This is a genomic window from Rhodovulum sp. FJ3, assembly GCF_032918305.1.
In the GTDB taxonomy this organism is placed as follows: domain Bacteria; phylum Pseudomonadota; class Alphaproteobacteria; order Rhodobacterales; family Rhodobacteraceae; genus SAT37.
On the sequence record NZ_JAWJUU010000006.1, the window covers coordinates 126,867 to 144,365 of the forward strand.

The 17,499-nt window shown below is 62.5% G+C and carries 16 protein-coding genes; 7 read left to right on the forward strand and 9 right to left on the reverse strand.

The window, feature by feature from the left end; translation table 11 throughout:
• Nucleotides 1-15: 15 nt before the first annotated feature.
• The 3 genes from R1W00_RS15595 to R1W00_RS15605 are packed head-to-tail and all read right to left on the reverse strand — an operon-like array spanning nt 16 to nt 3,244.
• Nucleotides 16-480, reverse strand: coding sequence for a DUF6173 family protein (locus R1W00_RS15595; RefSeq protein WP_317263691.1), 465 nt, complete (start codon nt 478-480; stop codon nt 16-18).
• Nucleotides 477-1,526: an MBL fold metallo-hydrolase gene (locus tag R1W00_RS15600; RefSeq protein WP_317263692.1), complete on the reverse strand. Its 1,050-nt coding sequence runs from the start codon at nt 1,524-1,526 to the stop codon at nt 477-479. Before R1W00_RS15600 ends, R1W00_RS15595 begins: the two co-directional genes overlap by 4 nt.
• Nucleotides 1,526-3,244 (reverse strand): acyl-CoA dehydrogenase, encoded by a 1,719-nt coding sequence (locus R1W00_RS15605; protein ID WP_317263693.1) that lies wholly within the window; start codon nt 3,242-3,244, stop codon nt 1,526-1,528. The genes R1W00_RS15600 and R1W00_RS15605 overlap by 1 nt, the downstream gene beginning before the upstream one ends.
• Before the next feature lie 114 nt (nt 3,245-3,358).
• Between R1W00_RS15605 and R1W00_RS15610 the strand changes: the two genes are divergently transcribed.
• Complete coding sequence (locus R1W00_RS15610; RefSeq protein ID WP_317263694.1) at nt 3,359-4,333, forward strand: L-threonylcarbamoyladenylate synthase; 975 nt, start codon at nt 3,359-3,361, stop codon at nt 4,331-4,333.
• On the opposite strand, the gene R1W00_RS15615 is transcribed toward R1W00_RS15610, so the two are convergent.
• Nucleotides 4,324-4,881: a YqgE/AlgH family protein gene (locus R1W00_RS15615; protein ID WP_317263729.1), complete on the reverse strand. Its 558-nt coding sequence runs from the start codon at nt 4,879-4,881 to the stop codon at nt 4,324-4,326. The two genes, R1W00_RS15610 and R1W00_RS15615, sit on opposite strands and share 10 nt — an antisense overlap.
• 134 nt (nt 4,882-5,015) lie before the next feature.
• On the opposite strand from R1W00_RS15615, the gene R1W00_RS15620 reads away from it, so the two are divergent.
• Complete coding sequence (locus R1W00_RS15620) at nt 5,016-5,837, forward strand: protein-disulfide reductase DsbD domain-containing protein (protein ID WP_317263695.1); 822 nt, start codon at nt 5,016-5,018, stop codon at nt 5,835-5,837.
• Here R1W00_RS15620 and R1W00_RS15625 read toward each other — a convergent pair.
• The 4 genes from R1W00_RS15625 to R1W00_RS15640 form a co-directional block, all read right to left on the reverse strand.
• Complete coding sequence (locus R1W00_RS15625; protein WP_317263696.1) at nt 5,834-9,217, reverse strand: efflux RND transporter permease subunit; 3,384 nt, start codon at nt 9,215-9,217, stop codon at nt 5,834-5,836. The two genes, R1W00_RS15620 and R1W00_RS15625, sit on opposite strands and share 4 nt — an antisense overlap.
• 3 nt (nt 9,218-9,220) lie before the next feature.
• Nucleotides 9,221-10,678, reverse strand: a complete 1,458-nt coding sequence (locus tag R1W00_RS15630) for an efflux RND transporter periplasmic adaptor subunit (protein ID WP_317263697.1) — start codon at nt 10,676-10,678, stop codon at nt 9,221-9,223.
• Between the two features lie 104 nt (nt 10,679-10,782).
• Nucleotides 10,783-11,325 carry a molybdenum cofactor biosynthesis protein B gene (gene moaB / locus R1W00_RS15635; RefSeq protein ID WP_317263698.1) on the reverse strand — a complete coding sequence of 181 codons (543 nt, stop codon included), beginning with the start codon at nt 11,323-11,325 and terminating at the stop codon, nt 10,783-10,785.
• Complete coding sequence (locus R1W00_RS15640) at nt 11,322-12,107, reverse strand: uracil-DNA glycosylase (RefSeq protein WP_317263699.1); 786 nt, start codon at nt 12,105-12,107, stop codon at nt 11,322-11,324. Before R1W00_RS15640 ends, moaB begins: the two co-directional genes overlap by 4 nt.
• A gap of 125 nt (nt 12,108-12,232) precedes the next feature.
• Between R1W00_RS15640 and R1W00_RS15645 the strand changes: the two genes are divergently transcribed.
• The 5 genes from R1W00_RS15645 to R1W00_RS15665 all read left to right on the forward strand — a co-directional run bounded on the left by R1W00_RS15645 (nt 12,233) and on the right by R1W00_RS15665 (nt 16,103).
• Nucleotides 12,233-13,186: an aspartate carbamoyltransferase catalytic subunit gene (locus R1W00_RS15645; protein ID WP_317263700.1), complete on the forward strand. Its 954-nt coding sequence runs from the start codon at nt 12,233-12,235 to the stop codon at nt 13,184-13,186.
• Complete coding sequence (gene pyrC / locus R1W00_RS15650) at nt 13,183-14,454, forward strand: dihydroorotase (RefSeq protein ID WP_317263701.1); 1,272 nt, start codon at nt 13,183-13,185, stop codon at nt 14,452-14,454. Before R1W00_RS15645 ends, pyrC begins: the two co-directional genes overlap by 4 nt.
• A 4-nt stretch (nt 14,455-14,458) precedes the next feature.
• A complete protein-coding gene (gene plsY, locus R1W00_RS15655) occupies nt 14,459-15,070 on the forward strand; it encodes a glycerol-3-phosphate 1-O-acyltransferase PlsY (protein ID WP_317263702.1) in 612 nt (203 codons plus the stop codon).
• A 71-nt stretch (nt 15,071-15,141) separates the two neighbouring features.
• Complete coding sequence (locus tag R1W00_RS15660) at nt 15,142-15,606, forward strand: hypothetical protein (RefSeq protein WP_317263703.1); 465 nt, start codon at nt 15,142-15,144, stop codon at nt 15,604-15,606.
• An 8-nt stretch (nt 15,607-15,614) separates the two neighbouring features.
• Nucleotides 15,615-16,103, forward strand: coding sequence for a hypothetical protein (locus tag R1W00_RS15665; protein WP_317263704.1), 489 nt, complete (start codon nt 15,615-15,617; stop codon nt 16,101-16,103).
• On the opposite strand, the gene R1W00_RS15670 is transcribed toward R1W00_RS15665, so the two are convergent.
• The gene (locus tag R1W00_RS15670; protein WP_317263705.1) at nt 16,100-17,470 is read right to left on the reverse strand and encodes a glutamate--cysteine ligase; all 1,371 of its coding nucleotides are present in this window, start codon (nt 17,468-17,470) and stop codon (nt 16,100-16,102) included. The two genes, R1W00_RS15665 and R1W00_RS15670, sit on opposite strands and share 4 nt — an antisense overlap.
• Nucleotides 17,471-17,499 lie beyond the last annotated feature (29 nt).

The window sequence follows — 17,499 nt, forward strand, 5'->3', positions numbered from 1 at the left end:
GGGGCTGTCACGACCTCAGTTTGTCGCGTCCGTTGTCTCTTGGTCGGTGTTTTCCAGATCCTGCACCAGTTGAAAGCCGATCCGCCGCGCCTTGGGGGCCTCAACCGCCTTGGGCAGGGCGCGCAGCATGACGTTCAACTGGCTGACGTGCTGAATCAACTGGGTGCGTCCGCCCGATCCATCCGTGCCGTAAAACGTCAGGATATCCGGCGCAAAGAACCCGACGCCCTCGATTCGCAGAACACCGGCGTCCCCTCCGGCAAACCCCATCGCGACCTCATGCTCAGGGTCCAACTGGTCCTCGAAATTCTTGATGTAAAGGACCAGCCGCTCATAGGCCCATTGGGCGGGGCTTTTCTTGTCGACGGGCACGGCGGCCATCGCGTCAGGGATCGGCTTTTGCTCGGGCGACTTGGGCGCATCGGGGTCGGAATGGACCGCGCGGGCAGGGGGACAATCGAACGGTTTGCGGGTACTCATGTCGGGTCCTTTCGGCAATAGACCCACGCGCCATCGTCGCGACGGCTGCGGGTTGCCTGACCTGACTGGAACAAATGGTTCACATGTGCAACCGCCTCAGCCAAGGCGAGCCCGAAAGACGCCCCCGTGATGTCGCGTTTGAACAGGGGTACAAAGCATTCCACTGCCGCGCGCGGTGTGTCGAGCGCGCTGAGCAACCGGTCTAGCGCATGGTGGTGACTGTCGATCATTTGCGTCAGGCGCGCCGGCAGCCCCTGATAGGGCAACTTATGCCCCGGCAGAACCAGATGATCCTCACGCGCGAAGGGCTGGAACCGCAGACAGGACGCCATCCATTCACCCACCGGATCGGCGTCGGGTTCGGTCGGATAGACCCCCAAATTCGGTGAAATCGACGGCAAGAGCTGATCCCCGCCAAGGATCAGGTGGTCATCCAGCGACCAGAACGTGGCGTGTTCGGGCGCGTGCCCGTCGCCCATCCGCACCTGCCAACGCCGCCCGCCCATGGTCAGGACCTGATCCTCTTGCAGACGCGTGAACCCGAGGGGCAGCGCGGTGATCACATCGGCAAAGTTGAAAGGACGCTCTTTCAGGCGCTGCTCCATCTGGTCGGGGCGCAGACCCGCGTCGCGCCAGAACCGGATCATCTCGGGCGTCGGGCGCGCCTGTTCGTCTAGATACAACATCCGCGCCAACAACCACGCGGTGCGCGGCATCAACAACTCGGCCCCTGTCTGCTCCATCAACCAACCGGCGTTGCCGACGTGATCGGGATGATGGTGCGTGACGACAATGCGCCGGATCGGACGCCCACCCAGCGGCCCGTCGATCAGGGCGCGCCACATGTCCTGTGAGTGCTTGGACCCGACGCCGGTATCAATGACCGTCCACCCGTCCCCATCGTCCAGCGCATAGACATTCACATGGTCCAGCGCCAAGGGCAGCGGCAGGCGGATCCACAGAACCCCCGCCGCAATTTCAACCGCCGTCCCGTTTTCCGGCGGGCTGTCCCATGGATAGGTGATCGGGCTGGCCCCGCCGTCCATCAGGACGCGGCCAGATCGTCAACCCCGAGGGCATAGAGGTTCTCGGCCCCCTGTCCCGCATGGGCCAGCAACGCGGCGTGCTCGGGCAACAGACGTTTGATAAAGAACGTCGCCGTCGCGGTGCGCGGACCCTCGCCCCCCTCGGCCATCGCGGCGCGCAGGTGGTAATAGCCGCCCAGCACACGGGCAAAGGCGCGCAGGAACGGCACCGCACCGGCAAACCGGTCGTTCATCTCTTGACCGACCAGACGCTCGGTCGCCTCACGCAGGGTTTCGGCCGCCGCCCAAACGTCCTCGGCCAGTTCCGGCAGTTTACAGCGCGCGGTCTCGGCGCATTTTTCGACCTCTTCCAACAGACGATAGGCGGCTTCGCCCCCGTCCATCATCTTGCGCGCGACAAGGTCCATCGCCTGAATGCCGTTCGTGCCCTCATAAATCGCGGTCACACGAACGTCGCGGGCATATTGGGCCGCGCCGGTTTCCTCAATGAACCCCATGCCGCCGTGCACCTGAACGCCCAGATTGGCGACCTCGATCCCCGTGTCCGTGCCATAGGCCTTGGTGATCGGGGTCAGCAGGGCCGCACGCGCCTGCCATTCCGCGTCACCCGTCGCATTGCCCATGTCGATCGCGACCGCGTTGGCCAACGCGATAGAACGCGCCGCAAAGGTCTCGGCCTTCATCGTCATCAGCATCCGGCGCACATCGGCGTGGTCCAGAATGGTGCCGGTGCCGCCCTCAACGGGGCTGCGCCCTTGGGTCCGGTCCAACGCATAGGCCAGCGCCTGTTGATACGCGCCCTCGGCCACCGCGATGCCCTGACCGCCAACGCCCAGGCGCGCGTTGTTCATCATGGTGAACATAGCGGCCATGCCTTTGTTCGGCTCGCCGATGATCCAACCCTTGGCGCCGTCATATTGCATCACCGCGGTCGGCGATCCGTGCAGGCCCAGCTTGTGCTCAAGGCTGACCACCTTCAGCGTGTTGGCCACGCCGGGTTCACCGTTCTCGTTCGGGATCAGTTTGGGCACCATAAACAGGCTGATGCCTTTGGTGCCTTTGGGCGCGTCGGGCAGACGGGCAAGGACCAGATGGCACACATTGCCCGAGAAATCGTTGTCGCCCCACGTGATGTAAATCTTTTGGCCCGTAATCGCATAAGTGCCATCGCCGTTGGGTTCTGCCTTGGTCGTCAGCGCACCCACGTCCGAGCCCGCCCCCGCCTCGGTCAGGTTCATCGTGCCGCACCATTCGCCCGAAATCAGCTTGGGCAGGTACAGTTCCTTGATCTCGTCGCTGGCGTGATGTTCCAGCGCCTCAATCTGGCCCTGTGTCATCAGCGGGTTCAGTTGCAGCGACAAACAGGCCGAGCCCATCATTTCATTCACCGCATGCGTCACCGTCATCGGCAGGCCCATGCCGCCGTGCTCGGGGCTTGCCGCGATTCCGACCCAACCGCCCTCGGCGATCTGTTGGTATCCTTCGGCAAAACCGGGGGACGTGCGCACCTTGCCGTTCTCCAGAACCGCCGGACCCAGATCGCCCGCGCGCTGAAGCGGGGCCATGACCTCTTCGCTCAGCTTGCCCGCCTCGGTCAGGATCGCCTCAACCAGATCGGGGGTCGCCTCGGCGAAACGGTCGGTTGCCTGAACCGTGCCGAAATCCACGATGTGATCGAAAATGAACTGATAGTCTTTAACCGGCGCGCTGTACGGCATGATCCTCTCCCTTGATGATGCCTTGTCTCAAGACAAGCGCAGATGTATTCGGGGGCCTAATTGCGGGCAAGCCTACCTTCTGGCAACACCCTATCAAGCCAAACGCAGCGTCACATGAGCGACCCGATCCACACCCGATATCTGACCGACACCGCAGACGGCATTGCCGCCGCGGCGGATGTTTTGGCGTCGGGTGGTTTGTTGGCGCTACCGACGGAAACGGTTTACGGCCTTGGGGCGGATGCGCGGGTGGATCGCGCCTGTGCGCGCATTTTCGCGGCCAAGGGTCGGCCACAGTTCAACCCGTTGATCGTGCATCTGGCGGGCGTGGATCAGGCGGAACAGATCGGGATGTTTGACGCCACCGCGCGCAAGCTGGCCGATGCGTTCTGGCCCGGCCCCCTGACATTGGTGGTGCCCCTGCGCGAAACGGCGGGGATTTCGCCCCTTGTGACGGCGGGCAATCCGACGATTGGCCTGCGCGTTCCGAACCACCCCTTGGCCCGCGCGGTTCTGACGGCCTTTGGCGGTCCCGTCGCCGCCCCGTCGGCCAACCCGTCGGGCAAGATCAGCCCGACCATGGCCAAGCACGTCCAACAGGGTCTGGATGGGTTGATTGAGGCGGTGATCGACGGCGGTGCCTGCACCGTCGGGGTCGAGAGCACGATTGTCGGATGCGTGGACGGGCGCGCGACCCTGTTGCGTCCCGGTGGTGTGTCGGTTGAGGATATCGCGGACGTCATCGGCTATACGCCCGAGGCACGCGGCGATGCCGATCCGATTTCCGCACCAGGGCAGCTGAGCAGCCATTACGCCCCCGATGCCGCCGTGTCCCTGAACATCACCACGCCTGCGCCGGATCAGGTCTGGGTCGGGTTCGGGCCGGATTGCACGGACGCGGAATTGAACCTGTCGCCCACCGGTGATCTGACCGAGGCGGCGGCGAACCTGTTTCAAATGCTGCGCCGTGCGGATGAAATTGCAAATGGTACGCGTCGGATCGCCTTTGCCCCCGTGCCGGACACCGGTCTGGGTCTGGCGATCAACGACCGTCTGCGCCGCGCCGCCGCGCCGCGCGATCAGGCGTGACCAGCACTGCCTGACAACAGGCTGGGTTCGATCCCCAGACTATGCAGGGCCATTTCCCATTTCGCGTCATTGTCGCGGGCAAAAACGGTTTCCGGACTGGCCTCAGCCGTGAGCCATCCGTTGTCGCTGATCTCATCCTCTAACTGCCCAGGCCCCCAACCGGAATAGCCCAGCGCCAGCAAGGCCGAATGCGGTCCCCCGCCGTGCGCCATGTCCTCAAGGATGTCCAAGGTCGCGGTCAGGCCAAACCGGCCATCCACATCCATGGTGGATTCTGTTTCGGATGCGTAATCCGAACTGTGCAACACAAACCCCCGTCCGTTTTCGACCGGCCCGCCGAAATGGACACGAATATCCCGTCCGGCGCGGCCTTGGGGGATTTTCAGTTGTTTCAGCAGGTCCTCGAAACTCAACTGTGTGGCAGGCTTGTTCACGATCAGGCCCATGGCCCCATCCGACGAATGCGCACACAGGAAAACGACACTGCGCTCAAATCGCGGATCTCCCATGCCCGGCATGGCGATCAGCAACTTGCCACTGAGATTCAGTTCAGGTTCAGCAGGTTCCATACTAAATTAAGTGTCCCTTTCTGCCTCAGATGCAAGAGCCGCGCCGAAAATCTTAAGTCTAGCCTAGCCGAAAAGTGATTTAACGCCGGTCTTGGAATGCCTATGTTCATTATATGACCAGATTCACCGCCTTTATGACGACTGTGGCCCTGTGTGGGGCCGGATTGACTGCTGTGCCCGCATCGGCACAGGCTGTAAAAGACAACGTCATTTCTTTGGATCTGTTGAATGGCTGGGCGACAGAGGACGGCACGGTGATGGCCGCGCTGCGCTTTGATCTGGCGCCCGGTTGGAAAACCTATTGGCGCGCCCCGGGCGAAAGTGGCATCCCGCCCCAGTTCGACTGGACCGGATCCGACAATATCGCGGGTGCCGAAATCCATTGGCCGACCCCCAGCGTGTTTGAGGAAAACGGCCTGCGCACGATCGGGTATAAAAACCAACTGGTCCTACCCGTGGAATTCACCCCCGTGGACCGCAGCAAACCCATGTCGGTTGGCGCGGATGTGGCGCTGGGTGTGTGTCAGGACATCTGCCTGCCGGTCACGATCAGCGTGCACAGCGATCTGGATCAGGCCCCGACCCAAAGCGGCGCAATCAAATCCGCACTGGCCGATATGCCTGTGTCGGCAACGGCCGGTCGCCTCAGCAACCTATCCTGCGCGGTTGAACCGATCTCGGACGGTTTGCGCGTCACCGCCACCATGTCCGCACCGAATTTCGGGACGGACGGAATTGCGGTGCTGGAATTGCCTGACCCCGACATCTGGGTGTCCGAGGCGATGGTCAAACGCGACGGCACTACGATGACGGCAACGGTCGATATGGTACCGCCGACGGCTGCGCCCTTTGCGCTTGACCGATCCGACATCCGCATCACCCTGTTGTCCTCGGCGCAGGCGATTGATGTTCTGGGCTGTCCCGCGGCGGGTTAGGCGCGTTTTGCCCCACGGCTAAGGCCAAAGGCCGCCGCGCCATAGGCCACCACCGCAACACCCGCGCAGCCCGCCAAGAACAGACCGAACGCCGCGCCCATACCCGTTCCGGTGGGCAACAGACCCGCCAACGGGCCGATCCCCGCGCCGGTCACCGCCACCCCGCCAAGGGTCAGGGCAAACCATCCCGCCATCAAAACCGCCGCACCGCCGACCCAAACCTTGACCCGCGACGGGCCACGCAGCGCACGTTTGGCCGACGCAATGTGCCGCCCAGCATCCTGCTGGATGCCCAACAACGCGGGCACCACCAACAGAACCAACACCATCCCGAACCCAAGCCCGTAGACCAGAGTGATCACCGTGGGTTTCAGGAACTGCGCCTGTTGCGAGGTCTCATAGAGCAGCGGCGCAAGGCCCAGAACCGTCGTCGCCGTGGTCAGGAACACAGGCCGCAACCGGTCGGCCACCGCATCGACAATCGCGGGCCCCAAACCACGGGTTTGCGCGTAATCATCCACCGTGCCGACCAGAACGATTGAGTCGTTGATGATAATCCCCGTCATCCCGATCAGACCCACCACCGTGAACATCGACAACGGCACATCCCACAGGGCATGGCCATAAATCGTCCCGACCAACCCGAACGGAATAATCGCCATCACCACCACGGGCCGCGTCCAACTGGCAAAAATCCACGCCAGCGTCAGGTAAATCCCGAGTAGCGCCAGAGAGAAGCCCATAAACGCGTCCGTCAGGAATTCGTCCTCTTGTTCGGCCAGACCGGCCAAACGCCACGAGACGCCGTATTGGCTCTCGATATCGGGGAGGATTTTGTCCTCAAGCGCGGTCATGATCGCCTGTGCGCGGGCCGGATCGTCCTCGGACACATCGCCCGTCACCGACACGACGCGCAGACCGTTTTCGCGGCGCACGGTGCTGAACCCGTTGCGTTGACCCACCGTCACGATATCGGCCAGCGGCAGGTAAATGCCTTGATCGCTGCGCAACAACATCCGGTCAAGGAAATCGGCGCTTAGTTCCTCTTCGGGCAGTTCAACGCGGATTTCGGCGGACCGGCGTCCGTCGGGATAGGTCGCGGCCTCAATCCCATTCAGGCGGTTACGCAACACCCGCGCCAACCCGTCCGTGGTAAAGCCAAGGGCGTTGCCCTGCGGCGTCAGATCAAGGATCAGTTCCTGTTTGTCATAGGCCAGACTGTCCTCAACCGCCGAGACCTCGGGGAACTCGGCCACTTGGGTCTTCAGCTCTTCTGCTGCGGCCTTGAGGGTCGTCGCATCCGCGCCATAGAACTGAACGTCCAGCGCGTCCCCACCCGGACCCGAGCGCCATCCGCGAAAGCTTACGGTTTCGGCCATCGGATGTTGCTGCACCTCGTTTTGCAGATCGGCAAGGAACTGGAACGAACTATAGGGGCGCATATCCGCGTCGATCAGTTCGATCGCGATCGAGCCCAGCAAATCCGCGTCCTTGTCATCCGCTCCGGCCAGACCACGCCCCGTGTTCCCGCCGATTTCGGCGATGACATAGTCGAGGGGGGAACGTCCGTGCTCTTCGGCGTAACGCTCGGCGACCGCATTCGTCGCGCGCTGCAACTCGCGCATCTGTTCAAACGAATCCGCCCGCGTCGCGCCCTCCAGCATGGCAAAGTTGCCGGAAATCGAACCCTGTTCAGGTGAGTTAAAGAACCGCCACTGCACATCGCCACGAATCCACAACGCCGCCTGTGAGGCCAGCGCCAAAAGGGCCAGCGCCATCACCAAATACCGCGCGCGCAACACGCCCACGATCAACGGACGAAACAGGGTGTCACGCACCCACGAAAAGCCACGGTTCACAAACCGCGACGGTGCGTCATACCAATGCGCCTTATCCCGATGGGCCAGCGCGTGGGACATGTGGTTGGGCAGGATCAGGAAACATTCCACCAGCGAGGCCAACAAGACCACAATCACCGTGAACGGGATGTCGGAAATCAGATCGCCAAACCGACCACTGATCGCGGTCAGACCAAAGAATGCCAAAACGGTCGTCACCGTCGCCGAAAACACCGGCGCGGCCATGCGTCGGGCGGAATTTTCCGCCGCCGTCACAGGGTCCTCGCCCAAGCGGCGCACGCGGAAATCGGAATGTTCGCCCACCACAATCGCGTCATCCACTACAATACCCAGCGTGATGATCAGCGCGAACAGGGAAATCATGTTCAACGTCAAACCGGCGGCATACATCAGGGCAACCGCGCTCAGCATCGCAACCGGAATACCGGCCGCCACCCACAGCGCCGTGCGCGCGTTCAGGAACAAGAACAACAGAACCAGAACAAGGCCCAGCCCCTGTAGCCCGTTGTCCAAAAGGATGTTCAAACGGCCCGTGATGGCCTCGGCCCGTGTACGGATCAGGTCGATACTGACCCCTTGGGGCAGGGTCAGTTCCATTTCGTCCGCGACCTCTTGGACAGCGGCCTGAATGTCGATGGCATCCCCGCGGTCCGACCGGTCCACCCGCACGGACATGGCGGGGTTTTCACCGACGAAATAGGCGCGGCTGCGATCCGCGCCCAGAACCGTCACCCGCGCCACATCCCCAATGGTCAGGGTCGTGCCGTCCTGTTCCGCGCGCAGCTCAATCGCCTCAATCTCGGGGGCGCTGCGTTTTTCGACGCCGGTGCGGATGCGCGAACTGCTGCCCGTCAGATCACCGGCGGGCGATGTGTCGGCATGTGTGGAAATCGCCGACGCGATCTCGGCCAGCGTCAGGTCATATTGCACCAGAGAGATCGTCGGCACCTCGACCAGCGTTTCGGGCGCGGCAAGGCCACGGATGGTCGTGCGCGTGATCCCCGCCGCAAACAGGCGGGACACGAATTCATCGGCAAAGCGCCCGATCTGATCGACACCCACGGGGCCGGTGATCACCACATCGGTCACACGGTCGCGCCATGCACCGCGCGTCACCTCAGGGTCATCGGCGCTATCGGGTAGGGTCGTGATACTGTCGACGGCCTGTTGCACATCATTGGCCGCGCGCGCCATATCCCAGCCGGGTTCGAATTCCAGATTGATGAACGCCCGCCCCTCGGATGAGCGCGACGTGGCGGTTTCCACGCCCTCGACCGCCAACAAGGACGGCTCGAGCACCTGAACGATGGCGGTATCGACGTCCTCGGCCCCTGCGCCGTCCCATGTCACGACGACATCGACGTCATCCACGACCACATCGGGAAAGAACTGGGCCCGCATACGCGGCGCGGCGGCAAGGCCAAGAACGATCAGAACCACCAGCAACAGGTTCGCCGCCGTTCGGTGGCGCGTGAAATAGGACAACAGGCCCCCGGCACTGTCCGGCAGTTGGCGTACCATTCCCTAGCCCCCCATGCGGCTTTCGATGCGTTCGACCATGTCGCTGGGGACGCGATCCTGATTGAGTTGGGCCAGCACGCGGTCCTTGGCGGCCTGTGGCATGGCGCTGCTGCCTTCGACAAAGGCGATCAGGGCCGCGCGACGTTCGGCGGTCAGTTCCATCATGTCGGGTTTCGCGGCGGCCTGTTCCTGTCCCTGTTGCAGAGGATTGATCTTGATCCCCGCGCCCAGTTGCGGCGCGCGTTCCGCGACGACCAAACGTCCCGACAGGTCACCCACGCGGATGATGACATCATTGCCCTGACGGCGCAGCAACGTGACCGGCGCAAGTTCCAGACGGTCATCATCGGCAACAACAAGAACCGTGTTGTCCCCCCCAAGGGCCGAGGCGGGCAGACGCGCCACATCGGCCAGTTCGGGTTCCTGCACGCGGACGGTCACAAAATCACCGGGACGGAACCCGGGCGCGGCGTCCAGTTGCGCATAGAGGATACGACCCACCTGACCATCCGCGACCGAAGCGCTTTCGCGGGTCACGCGGCCCGTGGTCGACAGGGCAATCCCGAATGTTTCCAGTTGCACCGACACCTGCCCGTCGATCAACGTGCCGCGATCATCAAGCAGGTTCGCGTATTGCGCGGTCGAGACGCGGAACTCGACCTCAAGCGCGTCTGGGTCGATCAGTTGTGCGATTTGTTCGTTGTTCGACACCAATCCCCCCTCAACCAGTGACACGTCGCGCAGTGCACCAGTGAATGCGGCGCGGATTTCTGTGTCGGCCAGATCGCGGGTGGCTTCTTGGACGGCGATTTCGGCGCGGGCGAGGCTGGTCTTGGCGGTGTCGATGCGGCTGGTCGCGGTGGCAAGGGCCTGACGGCGCGACACCACCGATTGGCGGGCCGAGGCAGCGGTCAGCTCGGCCTCTTCTACCGCCGCGTCCGACCCATAGCCGCGTTCACGAATGTCGATTTGACGTTGCAGGGCCTGTTCGCGCAGACGTGCCTGTTCCTCGGCGCTGGCGACATCCTGCTCTGCCAAATCAAGGGCGCGTTCGGCGTCACGCTGTTCGGCCTCGGCCTCGGCCAGATCGGTTTGCGCGACCTGTAGCGCGGCCTCGGCGTCGGCGGGATCAATCCGCACCAGCATCTGGCCCGCGCTGACCTCACCGCCCTCAACGAAATCATCGGACAGCTCGATCACACGACCAGACGCGCTTGCCCGCAGGTCCAGAACGCGGCGGCTGCGGATTTCGCCGAACACGGTCAGTTCGGGCGCGATATCGGTCACCGTGATGGGCAGGACGTTCACCGAAAACACCCGTTCTCGCGCGGGACGCGACAGGCCCTCATCCGCCAGACGGGTCTGAACCGCATTATAAACCGTCGTGCCGGCAATCGTCAGAACGCCCACCGTCGCAGCGATCAGAAACAAACCAATAAGAGAGCGACGCAAGAAGCGCATGAATTCAATTCCTTGCCACACAAGACAGGGCGCGTTTGGCCCTCTTTCTAACTTAGAGAGCAAACCGACAATTGCCACAGATTGAGGTTTAACGCGCGGGGACGTTACTTCCGTCGCTTATGCTCATCCAATCGTGGAAAAATTTCCACAAAATTGCAGGGCATGTGCCGATAATCCAGCTGATAGGCCAGAATTTCATCCCACGCGTCTTTGCAGGCCCCCGTGCTGCCCGGCAGGGCGAACAGATAGGTGCCATTGGCCACACCACCGGTGGCGCGCGATTGCACCGCGCTTGTCCCGATTTTCTTCATCGAGACGATGGTGAACACGGTGCCAAAGGCGTCGATTTCCTTTTCATAGACGTCGCGATGCGCCTCAACCGTCACATCGCGCCCCGTCAGGCCCGTGCCGCCCGTGGAAATCACCACGTCGATCTCGGGATCCGCGCACCATTCCCGCAGCTTGGCGGCGATCTGGTCGCGTTCATCGCGGATGATTTCGCGCGCGGCCAGCAAATGTCCCGCGCCGGTGATCCGGTCGACAAGGGTCTGGCCCGACCGGTCCTCATCCATCCCGCGCGTGTCGGACACGGTCAGAACGGCGATGCGGACGGAGATGAATTCGCGGGTGTCGTCGATACGGCTCATGCGGTGTCTCGTAGTTTGGCCTGTAGCATCAACAGGTCGTGCCATGCGTCCCGTTTCGCGACGGGGTTGCGCAACAGATACGCGGGGTGGAACATCGGCAACACGGGGCGCGCGCCATCGGCGGCCCATTTGCCGCGCAGGCGGGTGATCCCTTTGCGCCCCAGCATTGCCTGACAGCTGTGATTGCCCATCAGGACCAGAACATCGGGATCGACCAGTTCCACATGCTTGCGCACAAAGGGCAGCATCATGGCGATCTCATCGGGGCTGGGGTCGCGGTTCTGGGGCGGACGCCACGGCAGGACGTTAGTTATATAGATCGCGCGTTCAGCATCAGGCGCGGTGCGCGACATCCCGATGGCCGCGAACATCTTGTCCAACAGCTGCCCCGCGCGGCCCACGAACGGTTTGCCCTGCATGTCCTCATCGCGACCCGGCGCCTCACCGATGATCATCACGCGGGCATCGGGGCGACCGTCGGAAAACACCAGATGTCGCGCGCCCTTTTTCAGGTCACAGAATTCGAACGCCTCTAGCGCGCTGTGCAGATCGTCCAGCGTTTTGAGCGCCTGCGCCGCCTTGGTCGCGACCTCAACCGGATCGACCTCGGGCTGTTTGACGGGCGGGGGCGGGGCAGCACCGGGCATCGGGATTTTGGCGGGTTCGGGCGCGGGGGCCTCAAACCGGTTAATCGGCGCATCAGAAATCGCCTCGGTCACGCCGAGTTCCACCTGCCATTCCAGCAGGGCCCTTGCCGTATGCCAATCCAGCGCAGAATCCATAGACGCAAGCTAGGGCGCGGGGCCGCCAAGGTAAATGCCCAGAATGGTCCGACGCGCGCGGCCATTCCCCTTGCCCGGTTCGGCCTGCCCCCCTATAACCGGCGAAAATCGCGGGTGAACGACGCATGACCTTTCGTCAAAAGCATTTGCTGGGGATTGAGCCCCTGCATCCCGAAGAAATTCGGACCATTCTTGATCTAGCCGATACCTATGTTGATCTGAACCGCAGCCCGACCAAGCATTCCGATGCCTTGGCGGGGATGACGCAGATCAACATGTTTTTCGAGAACTCGACGCGCACTCAGGCCAGCTTTGAGTTGGCGGGCAAACGGTTGGGCGCGGATGTGATGAACATGGCGATGCAGGCCAGTTCGATCAAAAAGGGCGAGACCCTGATCGACACCGCGCTGACGCTGAACGCGATGCACCCCGACCTGTTGGTCGTGCGCCACCCGCATTCGGGCGCGGTGGACCTGTTGTCGCAAAAGGTGAACTGCGCGGTTCTGAACGCGGGCGACGGGCGACACGAACACCCGACACAGGCCTTGCTGGACGCGCTGACGATCCGGCGCGCCAAGGGCCGGTTGCACCGCCTGAACATCGCGATTTGCGGCGACATCGCCCACAGCCGCGTGGCGCGCTCCAACATCCTGCTGCTGCACAAGATGGAAAACCGCATCCGTCTGGTGGGTCCGCCGACCCTGATGCCGTCGGGGATTTCGCACTTTGGCGTCGAGGTCTACGACGACATGCGCGAGGGTCTGAAAGACGTCGATGTGGTGATGATGCTGCGCCTTCAACGGGAACGCATGGACGGCGGATTCATTCCGTCGGAACGCGAATATTACCACCGGTATGGCTTGGACGCGGAAAAGCTGGCCTATGCCAAGGACGACGCGATTGTCATGCATCCGGGGCCGATGAACCGTGGGGTCGAGATCGACGGCGAAATCGCCGATGACATCAACCGCAGCGTCATTCAGGAACAGGTGGAAATGGGTGTGGCCGTGCGTATGGCCGCGATGGACCTGCTGGCGCGCAACCTGCGCGACGCGGGCGACAAGGGGGTTTGGGTATGAGCATCCTGTTCAAAAACGCCCGTCTGATTGATCCCGAGGCACGGACCGAAACCACCGGCGACCTGTTCGCGCAGGACGGTGTGATCGCCGCCGTGGGGGACACCCCCGACACGGCCGATCAGGTCGTGGATTGCCGTGGCAAACACCTTGCCCCCGGGATCGTCGATATCGGCGTCAAAATCTGTGAACCGGGTGAGCGTCACAAAGAGAGCTTTCGCACCGCGGGCCTTGCCGCCGCCGCCGGTGGGGTGACGACGATTGTCACCCGCCCCGACACCCTGCCCGCGATTGACACCCCCGAGACGCTGGAATTCGTGACGCGCCGCGCGCGCGATGCCAGCCCCGTCAACATCCGCCCCATGGCGACCCTGACCAAGGGGCGCGAGGGCCGCGAGATGGTCGAGATCGGGTTCCTGCTGGACGCCGGTGCGGTTGCCTTTACCGATGGCGACCGCGTCACCACCGACACCAAGGTTCTGTCGCGTGCGATGACCTATGCCCGCAGCCTTGGCGCGGTGATCATTGCCCACCCGCAGGACCCCGGCCTGTCGCGCGGTGCCGCCGTGACCAGTGGCAAGTTCGCCTCGCTGCGCGGCCTGCCTGCCGTCTCGGCGATGGCCGAGCGCATGGCGCTGGACCGTGACATCGCGCTGGTTGAAATGACGGGCGTGGCCTATCACGCCGATCAGATCACCACCGCCCGCGCCCTGCCCGCGTTGGAACGTGCCAAAAACAACGGCCATGACGTCACCGCCGGTGTGTCGATCCACCACCTGACCCTGAATGAGTTGGACGTGGGCGATTACCGCACCTTCTTTAAGGTCAAGCCGCCTCTGCGCAGCGAGGACGACCGCATCGCCTGTGTCGAGGCCGTCAAAACCGGTCTGATCGACATCATCTGTTCGATGCATACCCCGCAGGACGAGGAATCCAAACGCCTGCCGTTTGAAGAGGCCGCATCGGGCGCGGTGGGTCTGGAAACCTTCCTGCCTGCGGTTCTGCGTCTGGTGCACGCGGGCGATATCGCCCTGCCCGATCTGTGGCGCGCGATGTCGTTCAACCCCGCCGCGCGCTTTGGCCTGCCCGGGGGTCGTTTGGCCGTCGGCGCGCCTGCCGATCTGGTTCTGTTCGACGCGGATGCGCCGTTCGTCCTGGACCGGACCAAGCTGCACAGCAAATCCAAGAACACGCCCTTTGACGGGGCCCGTTTGCAAGGTCGCGTCCTGTCGACCTATGTTGGCGGCGACTGCGTCTACACAAAGGACTGATGCGATGCCCGACCTGATCACGCCGCAAACGACCTTGGCGATCGTTGCCGTTCTGGCCTATCTGCTAGGCTCGGTTCCGTTCGGGATCGTGATGGCGCGGCTGTTCGGGCTGGGCGATCTGCGCGCAATCGGGTCAGGCAATATCGGCGCGACGAACGTGTTGCGCACGGGCAATAAGCTGGCGGCGTTTCTGACCCTGATTTTGGACGCGGGCAAAGGCGCGATTGCCGTTGTTGCCGCGCGTCTGATCATCCAAAACGATGACGCCGTTCAAATCGCGGGTCTGGCGGCGTTTCTGGGGCATGTGTTCCCGATCTATCTGAAATTTCGCGGCGGCAAGGGCGTGGCGACGTTCCTTGGCACGGTTCTGGCGCTGTCCTTTCCCCTTGGTCTGGCGGCCTGTGGGACGTGGTTGGCGGTGGCGGTGATCACCCGCTATTCGTCCCTGTCGGCGCTGGTGTCGGTGGCAAGCCTGCCTGTCTGGATCCTGACCCTGAACAGCGGTCCCTACCTGATCCTGTCCTTTGCCCTGATGCTGTTGATCTACATCCGCCACTGGCCCAACATCCGCCGTCTCAAAGCAGGGACCGAAACCAAGATCGGCAAAAAGGGCTAGAATCTCGCGGCATTGTTCCTGTCCTTGGTGCGTCCTATGGTGTTTTATGAATGCCACAACATAGGGCAGACATGAGCGAACCGATCCCCCATCCCTATAGGGTCCGCAAGGGCGTCCTGTGGTCCGCCGTTGTTCTGGCGCCGCTGGTTTGGGGCGTGCCCGGCGCGATACTCTTTTACGTGGGCCTGTGGGTGCATGACGATTTCGGGCCACTGGCCGTTATCGGGTTTCTGCCCGCCGTTACGATGATTGCGGGCAGCGTGCCCTACCTCATCCTCGGCGCGCCGATCATCTGGCACCACGCCAAACGCACCTATCCGAACAAACGAACCTTGGCCAAGGCCGGTGCGGTGACCAATCTGTGCCTGACGATTGTGATCGGGGTTGGGGCGTTGATCCTTGCGCTCGAGGACATTGGCGGCGCGATTGCCCTATTCCTGTTTGTCGGAACGCCCTTTGCCGCGCTCTGGGGCGCGACGGTTGCGGTCGTTTACAAACGGCTGGATGGATGCTTTCCTGCGAACAACCAAGGGTAGTTTTTCGCATGACCGACACCACCAAGCCAGAGCACAAGCTGCGCATCGGCCTATTCTGGCCCGCGTTCATCCTCGCGCCGCTGATCTGGACGGCGGTCGCATGGGGGATCACTTATATCGGACCCGAAGCTTCTCTCGGCGTGCTTGGGTTGCCCGTCGCCGCTTTGCTCATTGCACCGGCCTTTGGGGGCATACCTTATGTCCTCTTCGGTGGACCGATCATGTGGTATTGGGCCGCACGGGCCTATCCGACCCTGAAACACATGTCACCTGCGGCGGTTATTGCCGTGGTGGTTTCCGTACCATTCGCTTTGGCGTTCAACGTGATCAAGCTCATGATTTTCGAAGCCGGTTTTGGCAATGCCGTATCCGGATCGGTAAGCTTTATCGTTGTGTACACCGGATTTGGTGTTCCTGTCGCCGCCCTGTGGGGGGCGACGGTGTCCGTGATTTACCAACGGCTGGACCGGCGGTTTCCGGTCCGCGCCGCAGATTAATAGCTAAACTCGGCGTAGATGCGGTTGAGGTCGCCGTTCCAGTCGCCGTGATAGTGCTCTAGCAACTCATCGGCGGGGGTTTTGCCGCTTTCGACGCTGTCCTCCAGCGCATGGAGGAAGTGACGCTCATCCGGGATCATCCCGCCCGCACCGGGCATGGCGCGGCGTTTCAGACCCTCGCGCGAGATTTCCAGAACCTGCGCTGCCAGATCGCGCATCGACGTGCCACCCACCGACGCCTGAAGCGCATCGACCGGCGCGGCGTCGCGCCATGCCTGACGGGTTTCGGTGTCCCAGCCCTTGACCAGATCCCATGCCGCATCCAGCGACGTTTGATCATACATCAGACCGGTCCAGAACGCGGGCAGCGCGCACAGACGACGCCACGGACCACCATCGGCCCCGCGCATTTCCATAAACTTCTTGATCCGCGCCTCGGGGAAGATCGTCGTCAGGTGATCGGCCCAATCCGACAGGGTCGGCACCTCACCCGGCAGAGCGGGCAGTTTGCCGTTCAGGAAATCGCGGAACGACTGGCCCAGCGCGTTGATGTATTTGCCGTCGCGATAGACGAAATACATCGGCACATCCAAGGCGTAATCGACATAGCGTTCGAACCCCATGCCGTCCTCGAACACGAACGGCAACATGCCTGTGCGCGCGTCATCCAGATGTTTCCAGACGTTGCTGCGCCAGCTTTTCATACCATTGGGTTTGCCATCCAGAAACGGCGAATTCGCGAACAGCGCGGTCGCCACGGGTTGCAGGGCCAATGCCACGCGGAATTTCTGAACCATGTCTGCTTCGGACGCGAAATCGAGGTTCACCTGCACGGTACAGGTCCGGTACATCATGGTTTTGCCCATGGTGCCGACGCTGTCCATGTAATCGGTCATCAGCTTATACCGACCCTTGGGCATAACCGGCATTTGCTCATGGCTCCACTGCGGGGCGGCGCCCAGACCGATGAACCCGACGCCGACCTTAGACGCGATATCCTTGACGTCGCGCAGGTGGGTGTTCACCTCATCACAGGTTTCGTGGATCGTGCGCAGGGGCGCTCCGGACAGTTCCAACTGTCCGCCCGGTTCCAGACTGACGTTCGCGCCGTCCTTTTCCAGCCCGATCAGCTTGTCCGCCTCAAGGACTGGGGCCCATCCGTGCAGGTCACGCAGACCTTCCATCACGGCCAGAACCGAACGCTCACCCTCATACGGGAGGGGCATTAGGGAATCTTTGCAGTAGCCGAATTTTTCGTGCTCGGTCCCGATGCGCCAATCCTCAGTGGGTTTGCATCCGGATTCCAGATATTCGGCCAGTTGATCAAAGCTCTCGATGGGGCCGCCGCCCGACTGAGGAATTGACATCGTTTTCGCTCCGATCTGTGTCTCGTACT